The sequence below is a fragment of the Stenotrophomonas sp. a6 genome, assembly GCF_030913325.1.
Classification (GTDB): Bacteria; Pseudomonadota; Gammaproteobacteria; order Xanthomonadales; family Xanthomonadaceae; genus Stenotrophomonas; species Stenotrophomonas maltophilia.
This window is the reverse complement of record NZ_CP133161.1, coordinates 3,683,329-3,705,750: the sequence shown is the minus strand read 5'-3', so window position 1 is coordinate 3,705,750 and position 22,422 is coordinate 3,683,329. Positions and strand designations below refer to the sequence as shown.

At 67.1% G+C, this 22,422-nt stretch carries 15 protein-coding genes; 8 read left to right on the top strand and 7 right to left on the bottom strand.

Translation table 11 applies throughout. The features are described from left to right. Positions 1–44 precede the first annotated feature (44 nt). From phbB to Q9Q79_RS16965, 3 genes are all read right to left on the bottom strand, one after another. Entirely contained in the window at positions 45–785 is a 741-nt protein-coding gene (phbB, locus tag Q9Q79_RS16975; protein ID WP_005419193.1) for an acetoacetyl-CoA reductase, read from the bottom strand. Between the two features lie 24 nt (positions 786–809). Next, entirely contained in the window at positions 810–2,138 is a 1,329-nt protein-coding gene (locus Q9Q79_RS16970) for a CitMHS family transporter (protein WP_012481220.1), read from the bottom strand. A gap of 74 nt (positions 2,139–2,212) precedes the next feature. Beyond that, complete coding sequence (locus Q9Q79_RS16965) at positions 2,213–3,352, bottom strand: porin (protein ID WP_005410980.1); 1,140 nt, start codon at positions 3,350–3,352, stop codon at positions 2,213–2,215. A 242-nt stretch (positions 3,353–3,594) separates the two neighbouring features. On the opposite strand from Q9Q79_RS16965, the gene Q9Q79_RS16960 reads away from it, so the two are divergent. The 4 genes from Q9Q79_RS16960 to Q9Q79_RS16945 are packed head-to-tail and all read left to right on the top strand — an operon-like array spanning position 3,595 to position 7,399. Beyond that, the gene (locus tag Q9Q79_RS16960) at positions 3,595–4,284 is read left to right on the top strand and encodes a response regulator (protein ID WP_087802437.1); all 690 of its coding nucleotides are present in this window, start codon (positions 3,595–3,597) and stop codon (positions 4,282–4,284) included. After that, positions 4,277–5,668 carry a sensor histidine kinase gene (locus tag Q9Q79_RS16955; RefSeq protein ID WP_005414430.1) on the top strand — a complete coding sequence of 464 codons (1,392 nt, stop codon included), beginning with the start codon at positions 4,277–4,279 and terminating at the stop codon, positions 5,666–5,668. Before Q9Q79_RS16960 ends, Q9Q79_RS16955 begins: the two co-directional genes overlap by 8 nt. Beyond that, positions 5,665–6,720: an ABC transporter substrate-binding protein gene (locus tag Q9Q79_RS16950; RefSeq protein WP_012481216.1), complete on the top strand. Its 1,056-nt coding sequence runs from the start codon at positions 5,665–5,667 to the stop codon at positions 6,718–6,720. Before Q9Q79_RS16955 ends, Q9Q79_RS16950 begins: the two co-directional genes overlap by 4 nt. Before the next feature lie 28 nt (positions 6,721–6,748). Next, positions 6,749–7,399 carry a response regulator transcription factor gene (locus Q9Q79_RS16945; protein WP_012481215.1) on the top strand — a complete coding sequence of 217 codons (651 nt, stop codon included), beginning with the start codon at positions 6,749–6,751 and terminating at the stop codon, positions 7,397–7,399. 637 nt (positions 7,400–8,036) lie between these two features. On the opposite strand, the gene Q9Q79_RS16940 is transcribed toward Q9Q79_RS16945, so the two are convergent. Both Q9Q79_RS16940 and Q9Q79_RS16935 read right to left on the bottom strand, forming a co-directional pair. Beyond that, positions 8,037–10,679, bottom strand: a complete 2,643-nt coding sequence (locus tag Q9Q79_RS16940) for a PAS-domain containing protein (protein ID WP_087802431.1) — start codon at positions 10,677–10,679, stop codon at positions 8,037–8,039. Between the two features lie 66 nt (positions 10,680–10,745). Beyond that, on the bottom strand, positions 10,746–11,915 hold the full coding sequence (locus Q9Q79_RS16935; RefSeq protein ID WP_005414426.1) for a porin: 1,170 nt from the start codon (positions 11,913–11,915) through the stop codon (positions 10,746–10,748). Between the two features lie 332 nt (positions 11,916–12,247). On the opposite strand from Q9Q79_RS16935, the gene Q9Q79_RS16930 reads away from it, so the two are divergent. From Q9Q79_RS16930 to Q9Q79_RS16920, 3 genes are all read left to right on the top strand, one after another. Beyond that, positions 12,248–13,591 (top strand): dicarboxylate/amino acid:cation symporter, encoded by a 1,344-nt coding sequence (locus Q9Q79_RS16930; protein WP_005410972.1) that lies wholly within the window; start codon positions 12,248–12,250, stop codon positions 13,589–13,591. Between the two features lie 231 nt (positions 13,592–13,822). After that, on the top strand, positions 13,823–16,114 hold the full coding sequence (locus tag Q9Q79_RS16925) for an NADP-dependent malic enzyme (RefSeq protein WP_005410971.1): 2,292 nt from the start codon (positions 13,823–13,825) through the stop codon (positions 16,112–16,114). 231 nt (positions 16,115–16,345) lie between these two features. Further along, positions 16,346–17,290, top strand: coding sequence for an IS481-like element ISStma1 family transposase (locus Q9Q79_RS16920; protein ID WP_012478995.1), 945 nt, complete (start codon positions 16,346–16,348; stop codon positions 17,288–17,290). 416 nt (positions 17,291–17,706) lie between these two features. Here Q9Q79_RS16920 and Q9Q79_RS16915 read toward each other — a convergent pair whose 3' ends face one another. After that, positions 17,707–18,450 (bottom strand): basic secretory protein-like protein, encoded by a 744-nt coding sequence (locus tag Q9Q79_RS16915; RefSeq protein ID WP_005410969.1) that lies wholly within the window; start codon positions 18,448–18,450, stop codon positions 17,707–17,709. Then, positions 18,447–21,788 carry a GH92 family glycosyl hydrolase gene (locus tag Q9Q79_RS16910; protein ID WP_201862405.1) on the bottom strand — a complete coding sequence of 1,114 codons (3,342 nt, stop codon included), beginning with the start codon at positions 21,786–21,788 and terminating at the stop codon, positions 18,447–18,449. The genes Q9Q79_RS16915 and Q9Q79_RS16910 overlap by 4 nt, the downstream gene beginning before the upstream one ends. 421 nt (positions 21,789–22,209) lie before the next feature. Between Q9Q79_RS16910 and Q9Q79_RS16905 the strand changes: the two genes are divergently transcribed. Next, complete coding sequence (locus tag Q9Q79_RS16905) at positions 22,210–22,407, top strand: zinc-finger domain-containing protein (protein ID WP_005410967.1); 198 nt, start codon at positions 22,210–22,212, stop codon at positions 22,405–22,407. The last annotated feature ends 15 nt before the right edge of the window (positions 22,408–22,422 follow it).

Genomic DNA, 22,422 nt, shown 5'->3' with positions numbered 1-22,422 from the left:
CAACTGAAGGTGATCCGGCCCCCGCGCACTCCGTGGGGGAGGGCTTAGCCCATGTACAGGCCACCGTTGACCGGATAGTCGGCACCGGTCACATACGAGGCTTCATCCGACGCCAGCCACGCGCACAGGCCGGCCACTTCCTCGGGGCGGCCCAGGCGGCGAACCGGCACCGAGGCGGCCAGCCGGTCCAGCACATCCGGCGGGAAGCTGCTGATCGCCTGGCTGGCGATGTAGCCCGGCGACAGCGTGTTGACGGTGACCCCGCGCGACGCAACTTCGGCAGCCAGCGCACGGCTGAAGCCATGCATCGCGGCCTTGGCGGTGGCGTAGTTCACCTGGCCGATCTGTCCCTTGTGGGCACTGACCGAACCGATGTTGATGATGCGGCCCCAGCCCCGCGTGGCCATGCCGTCCACCACCTGCTTGGTCAGGTTGAACAGCGCGTTGAGGTTGGACGCGATCACCGCGTTCCAGTCCTCCACCGTCATCTGCCGGAACAGCAGGTCGCGGCTGCCGCCGGAATTGTTGACCAGTACATCCACCTCGCCGACTTCGGCGCGGACCTTGGCGAACGCCGCGCTGGTCGAGGCCCAGTCCGTCGCGTTGCCTTCGGAGGCGATGAAGTCGAATCCCTGTTCGCGCTGCTCGCGCAGCCAGTTGGCCTTGCGCGGCGAGTTCGGCGCGCAGCCGGCAACCACGGTGTGGCCGCTGCGGGCCAGGCTCTGGCAGATGGCAGTGCCGACACTGCCCATTCCACTGGTGACGTAAGCGATTCGAAGCGTCATTGCAGAAGGCTCCTTGGCAAAGGGTCAGGCGGCGAGGGGATACAGGCCGAACAGCAGGCTGCCGACCATCAGCAGCATCGAGATGGCGATGGCCCACTTCAGGGTGAACTTCTGGTGGTCGGCGAATTCGACCTTGGCCAGGCCCACCAGCAGGTAGGTGGACGGCACCAGCGGGCTGAGCAGGTGCACCGGCTGGCCGGCCAGCGAGGCGCGCGCCATTTCCACCGGGGTGATGCCGTAGTTGCCAGCGGCCTCGGACAGGATCGGCAGCACGCCGAAGTAGAACGCGTCGTTGGACATGAAGAAGGTGAACGGCATCGACGCCACCGCCGTGATCACCGCCAGGTACGGGCCCCACGATTCCGGAATCACCGCCAGGAAGCTGTGCGACATCGCTTCGACCATGCCGGTGTTGTTGAGGATGCCGGTGAAGATGCCTGCGGCGAAGATCAGCGACACCACCGACAGCACGTTGCCGGCATGGTTGACCACGCGGCGGCGCTGCTCGGCCAGGTTCGGATAGTTGATCACCAGGGCGATGGCGAAGCCGACCATGAACAGCACTGGCATCGGCAGCACGCCGATGATCAGCGCGGTCATCAGTGCCACGGTCAGCGCCAGGTTCACCCACAGCAGCTTCGGGCGCTTGATGTCTTCGGCGTCTTCCACGGTCGGCAGCGGGTTGCTGTCATCGGACACGCTGTTGTCCATCCAGCTGCCGCCCTTGGGCAGGGTCACCACGCCGAGGCGACGGCGTTCCTTCAGGCCCAGGTACCAGGCCAGCAGCAGCACGCCGGCACAGGCGATCACCATCGACGGGATCAGCGGCACGAACACGTCGGCCGGGTCCACGTGCAGCGCGGTGGCCGCGCGTGCGGTCGGGCCGCCCCACGGGGTCAGGTTCATCACGCCGCCGGCGAGGATGGTCACGCACGTCATGTTCAGCGCGTTCATGCCCAACCGCTGGTACAGCGGCAGCATCGCCGAGACGGTGATCATGTAGGTGGTCGAGCCATCGCCATCGAGCGAGATCAGCATCGCCAGCACCGCGGTGCCAAGCACGATCTTCATCGGGTCGCCCTTGACGAAGCGCAGGATCACCCGCACCAGCGGATCGAACAGGCCCGCGTCGATCATCACCCCGAAGTAGAGGATGGCGAACATCAGCATCACGCCGGTCGGCGCGATCTTCTTGATGCCCTCCAGCATCATCTCGTCGATGCCGGCACCGAAGCCACCGATCAGCGCGAACAGGATGGGAATGGTGATCAGGGCGACGAGCGGCGACAGGCGTTTGCTCATGATCAAGTACATGAACGTAATGACCATGCCAAAGCCGAGGATGCTCAGCATCATCTGCGGACTCCTTGCGAAAACAGGACGTGGGGAGTGGAAGGGGCCCGGGCGGAATGCCCGGAATGTCGGGCCTAGAAGTCGTACTGCAGGCGGCCGGTGACCGCGCGCGTGCGGTCCACCGTCACCCCGGCCAGGCGATCACGGTTGCGGCTTTCGATCACGTTGAGCATGAAGCGCAGGTTGTCGCGCAGGTACCAGTTGCCACCCAGCGTCCAGGCTTCGGTACTACCGCGACGCAGGTCCGGCGCACCGTCGAGATGCTGCGCGCCCCACATCTGGTCGTAGCGCAGCGCCACTTCGAAGGCACCGGCCTTGTGCCGGATGTCCTTCACCCGCGCGAATCGACCGGTCTTGCGGTCGTAGGCACGACTTTCGCCGGTGACGAACCAGCTGAGCATGCCGTAGGCCGCCATTACATCGCCGCGCTGCGCGCCGTCGTCGAAGGTGGCGCCACTGAACTCGCCCTGCCACGACAGCGGGCCGCGCACCTGCGCGTATTCCAGCGACCACTTGTTGACGTCGGTATCGCGGCCGGCGGAGAAGTCGACCAGGGTCAGGCGACTGTTGTCGGACAGATGGCCGGCCGGGCGCGGGCGGATGCGCAGGCCGGGCACGCCGTTGGCGCCGGGGTTGTCGTAGGCCTCGCGGGCCAGCGACAGGCCCAGGTGCAGCACGTCGCCATCGCTGGGCGAGGGTGCCCAGGTGACGCGGCCACCGGCGGCGCGACCCTTCACCTGCCAGGCGTCGATGCTCTCCAGGCTGTAGAGGCTGGCCGCCCAGGTGAAGTCACCGGGGTTGGCCTGCCAGGACGCACCCAGGCGGTACAGCGGCGCCAACGTGGTGCCGGCGTTGCCACGTTCCAGGAAGCTGCCGTAGTTGGAGCTGGTGCGGTCATCCAGCGAGAAGTACTGCTTGAACTGGCCCACGGTCAGCTTGCCGGCCTTGCCGAAGCTGCGTGCCAGGTACACGTCCTTGGCCTCGACGCGGTCGCCGGAGAAATCGGCTTCCAGCTTGTAGTCGACCACGAAGAACTTGCCGGACACGTCAACCCACGCACGGCGGATTTCGGTGTCGTCCTTGTTCGGGGTGCCCCGGTTGTCGTTGTCGAAGGTGGCGAAGTCCAGGTGCAGGCGACCACCCAGGGTGGCGGTGACCGGACGGTCGTCTTCGGCGGCGAAGGCCGGCGCCGACAGGGCAGCCAGCGCCATCATGGCGGCAGGGCGCCGCCAGGCAAACGTGAATTCCACAAACCCTCCCAGGTGCGCGCCAGGCGCGCGGCAATCGTGGGCACCGGACGGTGCGCGGCCGCAGTCTGGGTCGGGCAAGCTGTCATCGTCCTGTCAACGGATTGTGCGGTGCAGCGTAAAGCGGCCCGCTGCTGCCTCCGGGCGGGGGCCGGCGAGCGCGACAGCGGCATGCGGTAGCATTCGTTTCCCCTCCCACCCCCGTGCCCATGCGCCTGCTGCTGGTCGAAGACAACCCGGATCTGGCCGATGCGATCATCCGCCGCATGCGCCGCAGTGGGCATGCCGTGGACTGGCAGGCCGATGGCCTGGCGGCGGCCAGCGTGCTGCGCTACCAGAGCTTCGACCTGGTGGTGCTGGATATCGGCCTGCCCAAGCTCGATGGCCTGCGCGTGCTGGCCGGCATGCGCGAGCGCGGCGACAGCACGCCGGTGCTGATGCTGACCGCGCGCGATGGCATCGAAGACCGCGTGCAGGCGCTGGATGTCGGCGCCGATGACTACCTGGGCAAACCGTTCGATTTCCGCGAGTTCGAAGCACGCTGCCGCGTGCTGCTGCGGCGTGCGCGTGGGCAGGCCAGCGAAGTGGTGCAGATCGGCGGCTTCCAGTTCGATAACGCCGCGCACCGGGTCAGTCTCGACGGTGAACCGATCGAACTGCCCAACCGCGAGTACCGGCTGCTGGAGATCCTGGTCGGCCGCCTCGGCCAGGTGGTCGGCAAGGACGAAATCGGCAACGGCCTGTTCGGCTTCGACGACGAAGCCGGCCCGAATGCCATCGAGCTGTATGTGGGGCGCCTGAGAAAAAAGCTGGCAGGCGCACCGCTGCGCATCACCACGGTGCGCGGCGTTGGCTACCTGCTGGAAACCAGTGATGACAGCGCCGACGCCGATGGCTGACGCGCGTACCGCGAATGCCGCACCGGGCTCGCTGCGGCGCACGCTGCTGCTCTACCTCGGCGCGTTGCTGGCGGTGTTCGCGGTGGCCCTGCTGTTTGCGGCGCGCGGGTATGGTCAGCGCGCCGCCAACCGTTCCTACGATCACCTGCTGGTGTCCTCGGCGTTGTCCATTGCCGATTCGGTGGCCCTGGTCGATGGCCAATGGCAGGTCGATCTGCCCTATGCCGCGCTGGACCTGCTGGCGATGGCCCCGGAAGACCGCGTGTTCTATCGGGTCGCCGACAGCCGCGGCAACCTGATCACCGGCTACGGCGACCTGCCGGCGCCGCCGCGACGGCCCGGCACGCAACCGCAGCTGTTTGATGCGGCGTACAGCGGCGAGACCGTGCGCTTCGTGGTGGTCGGCCGCAGTTTCGCCGCCGCCTCGGCGCAGGGGGAAGTACAGGTGCAGGTCGGCCAGACCCGGCGTGCGCGCGAAGCGGTCGCGCAGGACATGGTCAACCGTGCATTGCTGGCGATCGGTGTGCTGTCCGGGCTGCTGCTGGCGCTGGTGGCCTTTGGCGTGCATCGCGCGTTCCGGCCATTGGTGCGGGTGGAACGCGAGCTGTCGCGCCGCGAGCCATCCGACCTGAAGCCGCTGGATGCGCGCGTGCCGCGTGAGATGGACCAGATGGTGGCGGCGTTGAACCGCTTCATGGAACGACTGTCCAGCAGCAACGAGACCTTGCGCGCGTTCATGGCCGAGGCCGCGCACCAGATGCGTACGCCGTTGGCTGCCCTGCGCGCGCAGGCACAGCTGGCGCTGGATGACGACGACCCCGAGGACATGCGGCGCAGCCTGCAGGCGATCGAACGCAATGCCACCCACATGAGTCGGTTGCTGAACCAGCTGCTCAGCGATGCCAGCGTGATCCATCGCTCGCATCTGCAGCGCTTTGCAGCGGTGGACCTGGCCGAGACCGTGCACCAGGCCCTGCATGAAGCACTGCCGCAGGCCGGCCCGGCACCGCGCGTACAACTGGCGATGACCGCCGAGCCGGTACAGGTACATGGCGATGCGCTGCTGTTGCGCGAGGCGATCAAGAACCTGGTCGACAACGCGTTGAAGTACGGTGGTGATGGGCCGTTGCAGATCGCATTGACCGTGGAAGGCGGGCAGGCCGTGCTGACCATCGCCGACCACGGTGCCGGCATTGCCGCCGCCGATGCCGAACGCGTGTTCGAGCGCTTCGCCCGTGGCGAAGGCGCGCCGTCCGGCGGCGCCGGGCTTGGCCTGGCCATCGTCAAGCGCGTGGTCGACAGCCATGGCGGTCGCATCGACCTCAGCAACCGTCCGCAGGGCGGGCTGGTCGCCACCATCCGCCTGCCCCGGAGCACTCCATGATCCGCCTGTTCGCTGCTGCCGTTGCCTTGCTGCTGGCCCTGCCGGTGCTTGCGGCACCGGGCGACGTGCGCCGCTTCCCGGCCCAGGCAAAGGCCACTGCGCAGCTGCGCATCCACGGCACCACCGACATCGAAGTGTTCGCGGTAGTGATTGCCGACTACCAGCGGCTGCACCCCGGCACTGAGGTGGTGTACGAGGACATCATCACCCAGGACCTGTACGCGCGGTACCTGCACGACCGCGGCGGACCGGCATCGCCGGACCTGCTGATCTCCAGCGGCATGGACCTGCAGACCAAGCTGGTCAACGACGGCCACGCGCTGCCGCATCGTTCGGCGCAGACCGCTGCGCTGCCGGCCTGGGCGCAGTGGCGCAACGAGGCCTTCGGCATCAGCTACGAGCCGGTGGTGATGGTCTACAACACCCGCGCACTGCCGGCTGCGAAGGTGCCGCACACGCGTCGGCAACTGCTGGACCGGTTGCGCGCGGAGGGGGCACCGCTGCGCGGCAGGGTCGGTACCTATGACATCGAGCGCAGCAGTGTCGGCTACCTGTTGTCTACCCAGGATGCGCAGCGTGGCAGCATCGCCGGCGCGTTGCTGGGCGCGCTGGGCGACAACGACGTGGTGCGCGAGGAGCGCACCGGCGTGCTGCTGGACAAGGTCGCCAGCGGACAGCTGTCGCTGGTCTACAACGTGCTCGGCTCCTACGCGCAGGCGCGCATCGACGCGGGTGCGCCGCTGGCGATCGTGGAGCCCGAGGACTACACGCTGGTGGTGCTGCGTACCGCGGTGATTCCACGTACCGGCCCACACCCGGAAGAAGCCCGGCGCTTCCTCGACTACCTGTTGTCACCACGTGGCCAGCAGGTGCTGTCGCGCGAGGCACGGCTGATGCCGATCGTGACCGGCAACGCAGGTGGCGACGATGCGCCCGGCCGCAGCCGCCGCCCGATCCAGCTCGGCCCGGGCCTGCTGGTGTACCTGGACGCGCTCAAGCGCCGCCAGTTCCTGGATGCCTGGCGCAGCAGCGTGGAGCCGGCAGGGCGCTGAGGCTCCGGCCTGCCCGTACAATGGCGGCATGAGCGAATACACCATCCTGATCGCCGATGACCACCCGCTGCTGCGTTCGGCGGTGGTGCAGTCATTGCGGCAGAGCCTGCCGCTGGCGCAGGTGCGCGAGGTCGCCAGCGCCGAGGCATTGGCCGAAGCACTCGACGCGTACCCGGACGTGGACCTGGTGCTGCTGGACCTGACCATGCCCGGCGCGCACGGTTTCTCCGCGCTGCTGCACGTGCGCGGCTCGCATCCGGACATCCCGGTGGTGATCCTCTCGTCCAACGACCACCCACGGGTGATCCGCCGTGCCCAGCAGTTCGGCGCGGCCGGCTTCATTCCGAAGTCGGCCCCGGCCGAGACCATCGGCGAGGCCGTGCAGGCGGTGCTCGATGGTGGCCTGTGGTTCCCGGCGATGGCCGCCGAGCGTTCGGAGGCCGATGCACTGCTGGCCAGCCGCCTGGCCCAGCTGACCCCGCAGCAGTTCCGCGTGCTGCTGTGCCTGGCCGATGGCCTGCTCAACAAGCAGATTGCCTATACGCTGGGGTTGGCCGAGAACACGGTGAAGGTGCATGTCACCGCGATCCTGAAGAAGCTCGAATGCCATAGCCGCACGCAGGCAGCGGTGCTGGTGAAGGCGCTGGAGCCTGAGGGCGACGCCGGCATCGGGTTGTAGTTTCCAGCCAACGGCGCAGCCCCTCGTGGGTGGGTTTGGGTTGGTCGCTGAAAGCAGAAGCTGCGAGCGGGCCAGTCGGGTTGGGTGCGCGGGGGACGCCGTGAATCCGCCCCTGGAGGCTTGGCAGCCGCTTGCTCGTGTGCGCTGTCCTGCGCACACGGCAAGACCCGGGTTGGGCGTCCTGCCCAACCCGCCCGAGGCATGCCTCGGGCCCATGCGGCTGACACCCCCGCGCACCCAACCCGACCGACCTCTGACAGATTTCGGTGGCCTGTCACCCACGGAAGAGAAAAGAAGATCAAAAGCAAAGGCAGCCTGGCAGGCCATTTTTCGTAGAGCCGAGCCCACGCTCGGCTGCTTTCCGGCCCGTCCGTGAGGCCGAGCATGGGCTCGGCTCTACACGAGCAAGCGCAGCGCGCGACCCGCTTTTGATCTTTTTTCTTCTCCTAGGGTGGACGCGCACGGAACGTGTCCGTGGCCGGGCAGATGGGCTGCACAGGGGCGTGAGCCGCATGGATGCGGCGACCGAGCTTACAGGGACGTACTTGCAGCGGCCCCTGTGCAGCCCATCTGCCCGGCCCCACCGATGAACTGCTTTGTGCGACCACCCACGAGGGGCTGCGCCGTTGGCTGGAAACTACCCGCGATGGCGGATCAACAGCTGGCTCATCAACGCCCGCAGCGCCGGCGGCTTCACCGGCTTGGCCATCATTCCCCAGCCGCGCTCGCCGGCCATCTCACGCAATCCCGCATCGCGCTCGGCGGTTACCAGCACCACCGGCGGGCGCGCCTGCCACAACTCGGCCAGCGTCTCGTACAGCACCGGCCCGTGGTGATCGCCCATGCGCACATCCAGCAGCACCAGCTCGGGCACCGCGCCTGTTGCCGCCAGCTGCAGCGCCGCCTGCGGGCCGTCGGCCAGCGCCACCTCGCAGCCCCAGCGCTCCAGCAGCGCGCGGCTGGCGGCGCAGACGTGCGGATCGTCGTCGATCACCCACACCCGGCGACCGCGCAGCGGATTGTCCGCGGCCGGTTCCTGCACCAGCACCGGCACAGGAGCAGTAGCGGGAATCGCGCTGGCTTCGCCGAACGGCACGCCCACCGCGAACACGCTGCCCTGGCCCAGCTGCGAGCGCAGGCGGATCGGGTGGCCGAGCAGCCGACCGATGCGGTCGACGATTGCCAGGCCAAGGCCGGCGCCGCGCTGCTGGCCGTCGTGCAGGCGGCGGAACTCCTCGAAGATCTCGCCCTGCAGTGCATCGGGAATGCCGGGGCCCTGGTCGTGAACTTCGATCCACAGCAGGCCTTCGCGGCGACGGCAGCCGAGCAGCACGCGGCCACGTTCGCTGTAGCGCAATGCGTTGGACAGGAAGTTCTGCAGGATGCGGCGCAGCAGCGCTTCATCGCTGACCACCACCGCAGCGGTATCGACCCAATCGACCACCAGCCCACGTGGCTGCGCGGCGATGCCGAACTCGCGTGCCAGCGTCTGCAGCAAAGGCCCGAGCCGGAACGCCTGTACGCGCGTGGGCAGGCTGCCCGATTCCAGGCGCGCGATATCCAGCAGGCTGTTGAGGATCGCATCCTGCGCGGCCAATGCAGCATCGATGTGGTCGCTGGTCTGTTGCTGCGCCGGGTCACTCAGCTTGCCGCGCAGCACCGAGACGAACATGCGCGCCGCGTTGAGGGGCTGCAGCAGGTCGTGCACGGCCGAGGCAACGAAACGGGTCTTGTAGCGGTTGGCCTGCTCGGCTTCGCGGCGTGCTTCTTCCAGATCATGGGTGCGCTCGGCGATGCGGTGCTCCAGCGCATCGGCCAACGAGCGCAGTTCGCGCGCGGCGTTCTTGTAGCTGGTGATGTCGGCATAGCTGGTGACGAAGCCGCCGTCAGGCAGCGGATTGCCACGGATCTCCAGCACCGTGCCGTCGTCCTTCTCGCTCTCGCGCATGTGCGGGCGGCCGCTGCGCAGGTGGTTCAGGCGGCGCTCGATTGCTTCATCGACGGGGCCCGGACCGAGCAGGCCACGGCGTGCGTTGAAGCGGAACAGTTCCTCGATCGGCCGGCCGACGCGAACCAGATCCTGTGGGAAACGGAACAGTTCCAGGTAGCGCGAGTTCCACGCGACCAGGCGCAGTTCGCGGTCGATCACCACCACGCCCTGCGGCAGGTGTTCGAGGCTGCGGCTGAGTCCGCTGTCGGCGTCGGTGGCCGCCTGCAGCAGGCCATCCTGTGCGGTGCGCAGTTCCTGTGCGTGCTGCTTGAGCAGGGTTTCCAGTTCGCGGCGGCTGCGCAGGCGATGCTTGGCCAGGCGTCGGCGCTGCTGCACGAACAGCACCAGGAAGCCCAGCGCCAGCCACGCGGCACCGCCGGTGAGGGCGGCCGCGCGACCGGCGGCGGTGGCGGCGCTGGCGTCGTGCAGCAGATGCAGGTTCCAGCCTTCGGCGGGCAGCGGTAGGCTTTGCCACAGCATCGGCTGCGGCAGTGCGGGATCGAGCAGGCGCACCATGCGGCCACCATCGGCAAGCACGTCTTCAGTACGCGCGCGCAATGGCTGCAATGCGCGGTCGGCGTATTGGCGGGCGTCCAGCATTTCGCGGCGCTCATCGGCGCCCAGCGGGCGCAGCAGGCGGTAGCGCCAGCTGTCACGGTTGGCCAGGAACACCACGTCATGGTCGTCGCTGGCCAGCACCACGTCCGGGCTGCTCAACCATTCCTGTTCCAGCGCCGACAGCTCGACCTTGATCACCACCACGCCGAGCCGCTTGCCATCTTCCTCGATGGCCTGCGACAGGTAGTAGCCGGGTACGCCGGTGGTCATGCCGATGCCGTAGAAGCGGCCGCGGCCCTGCGCCAGTGCCTGCCGGTAGTAGGGGCGGTAGCTGTAGTTCTCGCCGACGTTGCTGGTCGGCTGGTCCCAGTTGCTGGCCGCCACTGCCACGCCGTCGTGGCCGACCAGGGTCAGGGTCGAGGCACGGGTGACTTCATTGGCGCGTTGCAGCTTGAGGTTCAGCCGCTGCTGTTCGGTGGGCGAGGGCGGCACACGCAGGGCGTGCAGCAGATCCGGATCCAGCGCCAGTACCTGCGGCAACGTGCCGAAGCGGTCGATGCGCTGCTGCAGGCCCTGGCCGTACAGCTGCAGCTGGCGTTGCACCTGGCTGCTTTCCTCGCCGAGGGCGCGCCGCCAGGCGTAGTGGCCGGCGGCGACCGCACAAAGCACGGTGCCTCCGACCATCACCAGGATGGTCAGCAACAGCATCCGGTGGCGGCTGAGCCAGTACATGGCGGCAGTCTACGCAGGGCCGGCGGGCGTGACGTGCACGCCCGCCGGGATCTGACGTGGAAGGGGTCAGAAGTGCATCTGCGCGCGCAGCTCGAAGATCTCCGGCGTGCTGTGCACACCGCGACGGCTGGCGTCGACCTTCACGTAGTTGGCCTGGAACTTGAAGTGGCTGGTCAGGTACCAGTTCGCGCCCAGGGTCAGGTCGTGCTGGCGGCCACCCAGGATGCTGCCATCGTCCAGGTCCATGCGGCTGTAACGGGCCACCAGTTCCACCGCGCCGTAGTCGTGCGCCGGCTTGATGTTGGCCACGGCACCTGCGTTGTACGGGCGCGACTCGCCGGTCAGCACCCAGCTGGCCATCGCGTACTGGCCGCTGCCGGTGTAGTCGGGCTTGCCGTCATGGCGGGTGACCGTGGCGCGCAGGGCTTCGGCCTGCAGCGAGAACGGGCCGCGGATCCAGATGCCTTCCAGGCCGGTGCGGCGGATCTGGTCGGCGGTGACCAGGGCGCCGGAATCGACGTAGCGGATGTCGGTCAGGCCGGCTTCCGGGCGTGCGCGAAGGCGCGCGCTGGCCTCGTGGTGCACGTCACGGCCATCGCTGTAACCGCGCGGATTTTCCTGCGAGTAGGCCAGTCCCAGGTGGATCACGTCACCGGGCGCCTTCACCGGGGTCCACACCGCACGTACTGCCTGGGTGGTCCCGGGGTTGTCACCCTGCAGGTCCTTGCCGCCATAGGCGCCGGCCTGCAGCAGGTACTGCGGACGCTCCAGCACCCATTCCACGCCGGTGCGGCGGCCTTCGTAGAAGGCCTGCACGGGCAGTGCGGTTTCCAGGAAGCTGCCGGCGCGCGAAGAGGTGTTCGCATCCAGGCCGACCGGCGTCTTCATGTAGCCGAAGCGGAAGCGACCGATGTCGCGACCGAAGAAGGCCTTGCTCTCGAAGCGCACGAACACGTCCAGCCAGGTATCGGACTGGAAGTCGTAGTAGACCATCGCGTCGTAGACGCCCTTCTTCTTCAGCGTCGCACCGAACTCCTTGCGGCGCACGGCGTCGTCGTCCTCCAGGCCGCTGCCCGAGGAGAAATCGTTGTAGTCGTAGGCGATGTTGGCGGTAGCGGCCAACTCGGTGCCGTCGCCGAAGGCGTACTTGGTCGGCCAGTTGTCGAAATCGGCAGCCGAAGCGAAGGCGGGAAGCGCGGCCAGCGACAGGGCCAGCAAGGTGGGAATCGGGCGCATGTTGGGTGCGGCTCTCTCAGATTGCGTGTGGACAGGACAACAACGGCCGCAGGGGCCGAAACTTTCGCAATGACGCGCCCGGCCGTTCAGCACGGGCCACCGGCCTCCCCAGGATCGGGCGGTGCGGCGCCAGTGTAGGCATCGCCGCCACCTGAACCGGGGGGCTAGTACCAATAGGTTATCTGCGCCGGCGTGCCCGGCGCGTACAAAGGCGTCCATTGGTCGCACCTCCTGCGCATGCAGCACAGGGCCTGCGATCAGTTTCCACGGTAACGGTTCCCGTGCTGTCCCGGGGCCGTACGTGCCTGAAAACGCCACTTCCGGAGTCCGCCATGCACATCCCGACCGCAGCCCCGGCGCCTGCAAAGCCGTTGCCGATCTATCGCCAGCTGTATTTCCAGGTGATCGTGGCGATCGTCCTGGGCGCCATCCTCGGCCACTACGAACCGCTGATCGGCGAGAAGATGAAGCCGCTCGGCGATGCCTTCATCAACCTGGTGAAGATGATCATCGCGCCGGTGATCTTCCTCACCATCGTCACCGGCATCGCCAGCATGACCCACCTGCGCACGGTGGGCCGGGTGTTCGCCAAGGCGATGGCGTACTTCCTGTTCTTCTCCACGCTGGCACTGATCGTGGGCATGATCGTGGCGCACGTGGTGCAGCCCGGCGCCGGCATGAACATCAACCCGGCCGAGCTGGACCAGACCGCGGTGCACAGCTACGTCGAGAAGTCGCACGACCTGACCCTGGTCGGTTTCCTGATGGACATCATTCCGAAGACGCTGGTGAGCGCCTTCGTCGACGGCAACATCCTGCAGGTGCTGTTCATCGCGGTGCTGTTCGGCATCGCGCTGGCCTCGGTGGGCGAGAAGGGCAAGCCGATCCTGAACTTCCTGGAGGCGCTGGTCGCCCCGGTGTTCAAGCTGGTGCACATCCTGATGAAGGCCGCCCCGATCGGTGCCTTCGGCGCCATCGCCTTCACCATCGGCAAGTACGGCGTCGGTTCGCTGGTCAACCTGGCGTGGCTGGTGGGCTCGTTCTACCTCACCGCGTTCCTGTTCGTGGCAGTGATCCTCGGTGTGGTCTGCCGACTGTGCGGCTTCTCGGTGTTCAAGCTGGCGCGCTACCTGAAGGCCGAGCTGCTGCTGGTGCTGGGCACTTCCTCGTCGGAGTCGGCGCTGCCGTCGCTGATGGAGAAGATGGAACGCGCCGGTTGCAGCAAGTCGGTGGTGGGCCTGGTGGTCCCGACCGGCTACTCGTTCAACCTGGACGGCACCAACATCTACATGACCCTGGCGGCACTGTTCATTGCCCAGGCCACCAACACCGAACTGACCCTGGGCCACCAGATCGCCCTGCTGCTGGTTGCCATGCTCAGCTCCAAGGGTGCGGCCGGCGTCACCGGTGCCGGCTTCATCACCCTGGCCGCCACCCTTGCCGTGGTGCCGGAGGTACCGGTGGCCGGCATGGCGCTGATCCTGGGCGTGGACCGTTTCATGAGCGAATGCCGCTCGCTGACCAACTTCATCGGCAATGCGGTGGCCACCGTGGTGGTTTCGCGCTGGGAAGGCGCGCTGGACCGCAACCGCCTGCAGCTGGCGCTGGATGGCCGCGAAAGCGAGCTGCCGCCGCCGGTGGACGCACTGCCCGAGGCGCTGCCGGCCAAGGGCTGACCCAGGTGTGTGGTACCGCGGGGCCGATCACGACAGTGGTACGGCCCCGCGGCGTTTCAGCGCGTCCCATGGCTGTCATCGGGGGCGCCGATGCTTGGCATCCCGGTACCGTCGCATACGGCACGGAATTGTGCAGTCGCAGCATGCCTGCGACAGGATAGCGACAGGTCCAGACGCTCCAACGGGGGTATCATCCCCTGTCCCTTCTGCCCATTCATGTAACCCACATCGATGTCCAACGAAGATTTCAAACAGGCCGCCCTCGATTACCACCGGATGTCCCCGCCGGGAAAGATCAAGGTTTCCGCTACCAAGCCCATGCTGACCCAGCGCGACCTGTCGCTGGCGTATTCGCCGGGCGTGGCGTACGCCTGTGAAGCGATCAAGGCCGACCCGCAGCAGGCCAGCGAGCTGACCGCCCGCGGCAACCTGGTGGCGGTGATCTCCAACGGCACCGCGGTGCTGGGCCTGGGCAACATCGGCGCGCTGGCCGGCAAGCCGGTGATGGAAGGCAAGGGCGTGCTGTTCCAGAAGTTCGCCGGCATCGATGTGTTCGACATCGAAGTGGATGAAACCGACCCGGACAAGCTGGTCGACATCATCGCCTCGCTGGAGCCGACCTTCGGCGGCATCAACCTGGAAGACATCAAGGCGCCGGAGTGCTTCGTGGTCGAGCGCAAGCTGCGCGAGCGCATGAAGATTCCGGTGTTCCATGACGACCAGCACGGCACGGCGATCATCGTCGGTGCGGCCGTGCTCAACGCCATGGCGATCACCGGCAAGAAGATCGAGGACGTGAAGCTGGCGACCACGGGCATGGGCGCGGCCGGCATTTCCTGCGTGAACATGCTGGTGCAGCTGGGCCTGAAGCCGGAAAACATCCTGGCCTTCGACCGCGAGGGCGTGATCCACACCGGTCGTACCGACCTGGATCCGGAAAAGCAGCGCTATGCGCGCGACACCGACAAGCGCACCCTGGCCGAGATCGTCGACGGCGCGGACATCTTCCTGGGCCTGTCGGCACCGGGCATCCTGACTGCCGACATGGTTAAGACCATGGCGCCGGACCCTGTGATCTTCGCGCTGGCCAACCCGACCCCGGAAATCATGCCGGAGGTGGCGCGCGCCGCGCGTCCGGACGCGATCATCGGCACCGGCCGTTCGGACTACCCGAACCAGGTCAACAACGTGCTGTGCTTCCCGTACCTGTTCCGCGGTGCGCTGGACGTGGGCGCCACCGCGATCAACGAGGAAATGAAGATCGCCTGCGTGCGTGCCATCGCCGCGCTGGCCCGTCGTGCGGCCACCGACATGGGCTCGGCCTACGGTGGCGAGACGCCGAGCTTCGGCCGTGAATACCTGATCCCGCGCCCGTTCGACCGCCGCCTGCTGGTGGAGCTGTCGGCCGCCGTGGCCCAGGCCGCGATGGACTCGGGCGTGGCCTCGCGCCCGATCGAGGACATGGGCGCCTACCGTGACAAGCTGGCCCAGTTCGTCTACCGCACCAGCCTGATGATGAAGCCGGTCTACGACCGCGCGCGCAGCGACAAGCAGCGCGTGGTGTACGCCGAAGGCGAAGAGGAAGTGGTGCTGCAGGCGGTGCAGAACGTGGTCGACGACGGCCTGGCACACCCGATCCTGATCGGCCGCCCGGAAGTGATCGAATCGCGCATCGAACGCCTCGGCCTGCGCCTGAAGATCGGCGAGAACGTTGAAGTCACCAACATCAACGACGACCCGCGCTTCAACGAATACTGGCAGTACTACCACGGCCTGACCGGCCGTCGTGGCGTGACCGTGGCCGCGGCGAAGAACCTGATGCGTTCGCGCCCGACCCTGATCGCGGCGGTGATGGTGGCCCGTGGCGAAGCCGATGCGATGCTGACCGGCATCGTCGGCCGCTTCCACAAGAAGCTGGGCTACGTGCGCAGCGTGCTGCCGCTGGAGCCGAAGGTCACCTCGACCTCTGCGATGACAGGCGTGATCAACCAGCAGGGCGTGTTCTTCTTCGTCGATACCCACGTGCAGGAAGACCCGACCGCCGAGCAGCTGTGCGAAGCGACCCTGCAGGCGGCCTACCGCATGAAGCTGTTCGGCATCGAGCCGAAGGTGGCGCTGCTGTCGCACTCCAACTTCGGCAGCCACGATTCCAAGGACGCGCTGAAGATGCGCCAGGTGCGCGAGCTGCTGCTCAAGCGCAACCCGCGTCTGAACGTGGACGGCGAAATGCAGGGCGACACCGCATGGGATGAAGCGCTGCGCCAGAAGCTGCTGCCGGGCTCGACCCTGCAGGGTCGCGCCAACCTGTTCGTGCTGCCGAACCTGGAAGCGGCCAACATCGCCTACAACCTGGTGCGTGTGTTCACCGACGGCGTGGCGATCGGCCCGATCCTGATGGGCGTGAACAAGCCGGTGCATATCCTGACCACCAGCGCGACCTCGCGCAGGATCCTGAACATGACCGCGATTGCAGCGGTGGATGCGCAGATTCGCAAGCAGCTGGAAGCGGAAAAGAAGGCGTAAGCCTTCTTTTCAGCGACAGCTGCAGAAACGCGCCCCACGGGGCGCGTTTCTGTTTCCGCAAAGCGGAAACGGGTAGAGTCGACTGTTAGTCGACTGCTCTTGATTCGGACGCCGAAAATCCCGCGCGATCGCGCGATAGTCGACTAACTGTGATCTCTCTGTACGTTGTTCATCCGGGACATCTTTGGAAAATGGTGGTTACCACACCTCTCCAGACCCCAAAGAGCCCGGATGAACCACCATAAAAATGCCCGTTTGACCGTCCATAGTCGAGCACTTCTTATTCGCCGCATCCTCCACGAGGGCCTGCGCCCAGAGGAAGCAGCCCAAGCATGCGGCGTAAGTGTGCGTACGGCCTACAAATGGCTGGCCCGATTCCGCCAGTTCGGGGCACCGGGGCTGGAAAACCGCAGCTCACGGCCTCACCAGACGCCGCATGCCACACCTGCTCCGGTAATCGAGCAAATCAAGGAGCACCGCCGTAAACGGCAGACCTACCTGACCATCTCCAAGGCGCTGGGGGTCGGCCACAGTACGATTTCAAGGCTGATGCGTGCCCACGGCCTCAATCGGCTGTGTCGGCTTGAACCGCCCAAGGAGGTCATCCGATACGAATACGATCAGCCCGGAGGGCTGCTGCACCTGGACATCAAGAAGCTGGGCAACTTCCAGCGGCCAGGGCACAGAACCGATGCCAAACGTCGGGGAAACGCCGCTGGCGGTGGCTGGGGCTACGTCCACGTGGCCATCGACGATCACTCCCGGGTCGCCTTCAGCAGCGTCCACCCCAACGAACAGGCCGAAACCGCCTGCCAGGCGCTGCTGGGCGCTCTGCAGTACTACGCCAGCCTGGGAATCACCTTCAAGCGGATCCTGACCGACAACGGTGCCTGCTATCGCTCCACCGCCTTTGCCAAGCTGCTCAAATCCCTTGGGATCAAGCACATCAGAACCAAGCCCTACACGCCGCGGACCAATGGCAAAGCCGAGCGCTTCATCCAAACCAGCCTGCGCGAATGGGCCTACGCCCGCGAATACGCCTCCTCGGACCAGCGCAATTCCGTGCTGACCCAATGGCTGCACCACTACAACTGGCACCGCCCTCACATGGGGATCGGTGGCCAGCCACCTATTTCCAGAGTCCTGCTGAACAACGTGGTGGGTTTACACAACTAACAGTCGACTCTACCGGTCCCGATGCCGGTCCCAACGCCGATCCCACCGCTGCCACACGCGCTACGCAACCCGGTCATGTCCCTGCAACGCCGTTGCGGCTCAATACGTCCACGCGGCCCGGCCGTGGGAAGGGACCGGACCGGCCTTCCCACCCTGGGCCCGACCAACTTTCCATGGGCGAGGGTGTCATGCGCAATCGAGTGACGCGGCGGTACTTCCAGCAGCTGTTCGCGCTGTACGCCGGCTTCGTGCAGTCGCGCTGAGGCGTAGAAGGCAGCGAGGTAGAGTCGACCGTTGGTCGACTATCGCGCGAAGCGCGGGGTTTTCGGGGGCTGTACGAAAGGCAGTCGACTAACAGTCGACTCTACCCAGTCGCCGCAATACCCAGTCGCCGCAATACCCAGTTGATCGCCCAGTCAGCGCCGCTTGCCGCGGCGCGCTGGTGCCGGCGGCGGTGCATCCGAACGCGGCTTGGCGTACTGCGTCCACAGCGCCGGCAGTGCCTTGCCGGTGTGCTTCTGCCACAGCGCCGGCGTATAGCGGCCGTCGCGCAGGGCCTTGTCCAGCGCCAGCACCAGGCCGGGATACTCGGCCTCGGCCCATTTCAGGAACGCACCGGTCACCCGGTAGCCGCTGTCGAAATTCTGCCCCTTCTCGACCTTGCCCGGCAGTACCCAGCCTGCGGCGGCATTGTCCATGCCGTAGCGGTCGCGTGCGTAGTCGGCGATGCCTTCCACCAGCCAGCCCGGCACCCGTGCATCGCCGTAACCTGGATAGCCCTGCACGATGTGCATCGCCTCATGGGTGACCAGATCGATGTCGTTCGGGTGCTGCGCCAACCAGCCTGGGTTGATGGTGATCGTCGCTGCCTGGTCCTTGTCGCCGACGAAGGCGATGCCGGTGTAGGCCGGATCGATCACGATGCGCACCATCGCCGGCGCGGCCGGGTGGAAGTCCGCGCGTTCGCGCAGGTAGGCGAAGAAGAACGTATCGATTACCCGCTTGCGCTGCGGCGCGGCCAGGGCGCCACGGGCGTCCTGGTAGTTCAGCGTCACGCCGTCGCGGGTCAGCTGCGTATCGAACGCCTGGGTCTGGCCGAAACTTGAGAAGGACAGGGCAACAAGGGCCAGAGGCAGAAGACGGTAGCGCATGCCGCTCATTGTACGGTGCCGGCCGCCAGCAGTTCGATCTCCGCCAGTGGCAGCCGTGCCGGTGCCGCCAGGCGCAGGCGGTATTCGCTGTAGCGGCCGGGTCTGGCGATGCGGAACGGACGGGTCTGGCGGGCGGATTCGAAGTCTTCGCCGCTGCGCTGGTCGAGCACGGTCCAGCTGCCGCCGCCGTTGCGCGCCTCCAGCGTCCACTCACCGCCCTGGATGCGGCCGTCGCCGCTGGTGAGCGTGTACATCGTCGGCGTGCCGTCGCTCAGTCCGGTCAGCGCGATGGTTGCGCCGCCGCCCAGGCCCACGGTGGTGCTCGCATCGTCATCGACCAGTGCGGGCAGGGCGCGGCCATCGGCCAGCGTCGCCTTCGCGCCGCTGCCGAGCAGGTCGTGCAGCAGCTGCGGGCGCTGGCCGCGCGCGGTCAACGAGCGCGGCACATCGTCCACGCCGCTGCCCCAGCGCGAGGGACGGGGTCCCATCACGAAGTCGAGGGTCGCGCCCTTGGCGATCAGGTCGTGTGGCACCCAGGTCTTCGTCCACGGCTTGCCGTTGATCTTCAGCGACTGCACGTAGACGTTCTCGCGCGAGTTGTTGGCCGCGTTCACGGTCAGCACCGCGCCACCCTGCAGCTCCACGCGTGCATGCTCGAAGGCCGGCGAGCCGATCACGTACTCCGGGGCGCCCATGCGCAGCGGGTACAGGCCCAGCGAGGCCAGCACGTACCATGCCGAAGTTTCGCCGTTGTCCTCATCGCCCGGATAGCCCTGGCCGATCTCGCTGCCGACGTACAGCCGCGACAGGATCTCGCGCACGTGCTGCTGGGTCTTCCACGGCTGCCCGGCATACAGGTACATCCACGGGATGTGGTGCGCCGGCTGGTTGCTGTGCGCGTACATGCCCATGCGTACGTCGCGCGCTTCGGTCATCTCGTGGATGGTGCCGCCGTAGGAGCCGGCCAGTGCCGGGTCTGCGGTTTCCGGCGTGGCGAAGAAGGTATCCAGCTTCGCCGCCAGCTTGTCGCGGCCACCGTACAGCGCGGCCAAGCCTTCGCCGTCATGGGCGGCAGTGAAGGCGAAGGTCCAGCCGTTGGATTCGGTGTAATCGTGGCCCCACACGCGCGGGTCGTAGTCCTTGGCGTCCACGCGCCAGCGGCCATCGGCCCTGCGGCCCTGGAAGAAGCCGGCGGCAGGGTCGAACATCGTCGCGTAGCTGGCAGCGCGGTGGCGGAAGTAGTCGGCTTCGGTGCTGTAGCGCTCGCGTGCGGCGGGTGCGGTCGCGCGCTTGGCCAGCGCATCGGCCATGTTGGCGATGCCGAAGTCATTGAGTGCGCCTTCCATCGTCCACGACATGCCCTCATGCACGTCGGCGCTGGCGTAGCCCCGGAAGGTCGAACGGTCCATGCCCTTGCGGCCGACATGGCGGTCGGGTGGTACCACGGTCGCGTTCTTCAGCGCGGCGGCGTAGGCCTCGCCCGGATCGAAGCCGCCGACGCCCTTCAGCCACGCATCGGCGAAGGCCACGTCCGAGCTGGTGCCGACCATCAGGTCCGCGTAGCCCGGCGATGACCAGCGCGCGATCCAGCCGCCAGCGCGGTACTGCTCGATGAAACCCTGCACCATCTGCCCGGCATCGTCGGGCGTGAACAGCGCGTAGGCCGGCCAGGTGGTGCGGAAGGTGTCCCAGAAGCCATTGTTGACGAACACCTTGCCATCGCGCACGGCGGCAAAGGTGCGGGTCGCGCTGCCATCGGTGTTGTCATCGCTGGCGCTGGCCTGGTTGGCGTAGCGCCACTCCGGTGCGGCGGTGCTGCCCACGTTTTCATGGCCGGAATTCGGGTACAGGAACAGCCGGTACAGGCTGGAATACAGCGTGGTCTTCTGGTCGTCGCTGGCATCGCCGATGTCGAAGCGGGCCAGGCGTGCGTCCCATGCATCCTGCGCACGGCCGGCCACGCTCTCCAGCGTATCGGTGGCGGCGATTTCCAGCGCCAGGTTGTGTCGTGCCTGCTCCACCGAGATCAGCGAAGTGGCGATGCGCATGGTCACCCGTCGTTCGCTGCCGGCATCGAACTTGATGTAGCCGGTCGGTCGGCCGGTGTCGAGGCGCCCACTGCTGCGCCACGGCTTGTCGAAGCGGGCCACCACGTACATGCGGCTGGCGCCGTTGGACAGGCCGCTGCGCGTGTCGGTGTAGCCGGACAGCGTCTGCGTGGCGGCGTCCAGAGTCAGGCCACCGCGTGCATCGACATTGTCGAACAGCAGGTTGGCGTCGCCGTCCTCCGGGAAGTCAAAGCGGAACAGCGCGGCATGGTCGGTCGGCGCGATCGATGCCGCGACGCCGTTGTCGAAGCGCACGTCGTAGCGGTAAGGGCGGGCGCTTTCATGGCTGCGGTCGAACGACAGGGCACGCTTGCGGCGGTCAGCCTCCGGCACGCCACGACTGGCCGATGGCATCACCTGGAAGGTCTGGCGGTCGCCCATCCACGGGCTGGGTTGGTGGCTCAGCGCAAGCGCCTGCAGCTGAGGACGGTTCTGCGCGTCGTTCTGCTCGTTCCAGCGGTACAGCCAGTTCAGCGCACCGGCATCGGTGACCGGGGTCCAGAAGTTGAACCCGTGCGGCACCGCCGTGGCCGGGAAATTGTTGCCACGCGAGAAGGTGCCGTTGGCCTGGGTACCGCGGGTGGTCAGTACCCAGTCGGAGACGCGCGCTGGCTGCTGCCGTGGCACGGTGTCCAGGCGAACGTCATCAATCCAGCCGGAGACCGGTGCGCCGTCGGCACTGGCCACCTCCAGTTCGATCGCCACCACGCGGCGGCCCTTCAGCGCGGGCACATCGCCCAGCCGCACCGCCTTGCGCGCCCATTGCTGCGGGTACAGCGTCTTCGAGTCGCCCTGCGCGCGGGCGCCGAGGGCCACCCCATGCTGGTCACGCGCAGCGCCGGCCGAAACCCGACTGCCATCGTCCAGCAGCAGGTCCAGAGACACATAGGTCGAAGCCACGGTGTCCTTGCCGACGATCTCCGGCAGCACCAACCACGACAGGGTGGTATCGGCCTCGATGGTCACGTCCGCCTTGAACAGTTCGCGCCGCGCATTGCCACCTCCACTGCTGTAGCGCAGTGCGTGCAGGCCGCTGTAGCCGACATTGCGCTTGGCGGCGTAGGGCGCCGCGGGGCCATTGCCGATCGTGACCTGCAATGCGCCTGCGGCCGGTTCCGGAGCCGGCTGGCCCGGCTCGAACGAGCTCTGCAGTCCCTGTGCCAGCACCGGCATCGCGGTAGTCGCACAGGCCAGGGCCAGGGCGAGCGGAAGCAGGGCGCGTGGATCGGACAGGGTCATGCAGGGGTCTCCCGGAAGGGCTGGCGGCGGGCAGAACCCGCATCGGCGGACACCACGGACAGCATCGCTCCGCCCGCCGCGATGGCAGTGGAAGAGGCGATGCCGGTCCGGTGGGGGCGGGCCATGCGATCGGGTCGGATTGGGGTAGGCCGGTTCACGACCTGGCCCGATCCTGCAACAGCCGTGGCAACCTGACAAGTGCCATTTAGTTCGATCCAAATGCGGTAAATATCGTTGTCGGTGGTTTCCCGGGGTGAATCTGCAGGATCGGTCGGGAATTCCCACCGGCACCTCATCCCGAAGTGGCATGCAAGGTCGCAGGGAATCGGCCCGGTACGCCCAAACACCCGTTGCGGCGCAATGTCGGGGCGGCCTGGATGCTAGAATCACAGGCCTCGCAACCCGTTCATCGACATCCGCCATGAGCCATACCGCCACTGCGCCCGCCAACGCCGAGAAGCGCTACACCGTGCACCGCAGCGATCTGCCGCTGAGCTGCCCGACCCCGGAAATGGCGCTGTGGAACTCGCATCCGCGCGTGTACCTGCCGATCGAAGACGAGCCCAATGGCGAAGCGCAGTGCCCGTACTGCGGTTCCGTGTTCGTGCTGGCCGACTAAGCGGCCGCCCCTTCG

Coding starts and splice junctions, on each gene's coding strand:
- Q9Q79_RS16960 (WP_087802437.1), top strand. CDS start 3,595: ATGCGCCTGCTGCTGGTCGAAGACAACCCGGATCTGGCCGATGCGATC.
- Q9Q79_RS16945 (WP_012481215.1), top strand. CDS start 6,749: ATGAGCGAATACACCATCCTGATCGCCGATGACCACCCGCTGCTGCGT.
- Q9Q79_RS16905 (WP_005410967.1), top strand. CDS start 22,210: ATGAGCCATACCGCCACTGCGCCCGCCAACGCCGAGAAGCGCTACACC.
- Q9Q79_RS16920 (WP_012478995.1), top strand. CDS start 16,346: ATGAACCACCATAAAAATGCCCGTTTGACCGTCCATAGTCGAGCACTT.
- Q9Q79_RS16930 (WP_005410972.1), top strand. CDS start 12,248: ATGCACATCCCGACCGCAGCCCCGGCGCCTGCAAAGCCGTTGCCGATC.
- Q9Q79_RS16955 (WP_005414430.1), top strand. CDS start 4,277: ATGGCTGACGCGCGTACCGCGAATGCCGCACCGGGCTCGCTGCGGCGC.
- Q9Q79_RS16965 (WP_005410980.1), bottom strand. CDS start 3,352: ATGATGGCGCTGGCTGCCCTGTCGGCGCCGGCCTTCGCCGCCGAAGAC.
- phbB (WP_005419193.1), bottom strand. CDS start 785: ATGACGCTTCGAATCGCTTACGTCACCAGTGGAATGGGCAGTGTCGGC.
- Q9Q79_RS16910 (WP_201862405.1), bottom strand. CDS start 21,788: ATGACCCTGTCCGATCCACGCGCCCTGCTTCCGCTCGCCCTGGCCCTG.
- Q9Q79_RS16925 (WP_005410971.1), top strand. CDS start 13,823: ATGTCCAACGAAGATTTCAAACAGGCCGCCCTCGATTACCACCGGATG.
- Q9Q79_RS16950 (WP_012481216.1), top strand. CDS start 5,665: ATGATCCGCCTGTTCGCTGCTGCCGTTGCCTTGCTGCTGGCCCTGCCG.
- Q9Q79_RS16915 (WP_005410969.1), bottom strand. CDS start 18,450: ATGAGCGGCATGCGCTACCGTCTTCTGCCTCTGGCCCTTGTTGCCCTG.
- Q9Q79_RS16935 (WP_005414426.1), bottom strand. CDS start 11,915: ATGCGCCCGATTCCCACCTTGCTGGCCCTGTCGCTGGCCGCGCTTCCC.
- Q9Q79_RS16940 (WP_087802431.1), bottom strand. CDS start 10,679: ATGTACTGGCTCAGCCGCCACCGGATGCTGTTGCTGACCATCCTGGTG.
- Q9Q79_RS16970 (WP_012481220.1), bottom strand. CDS start 2,138: ATGCTGAGCATCCTCGGCTTTGGCATGGTCATTACGTTCATGTACTTG.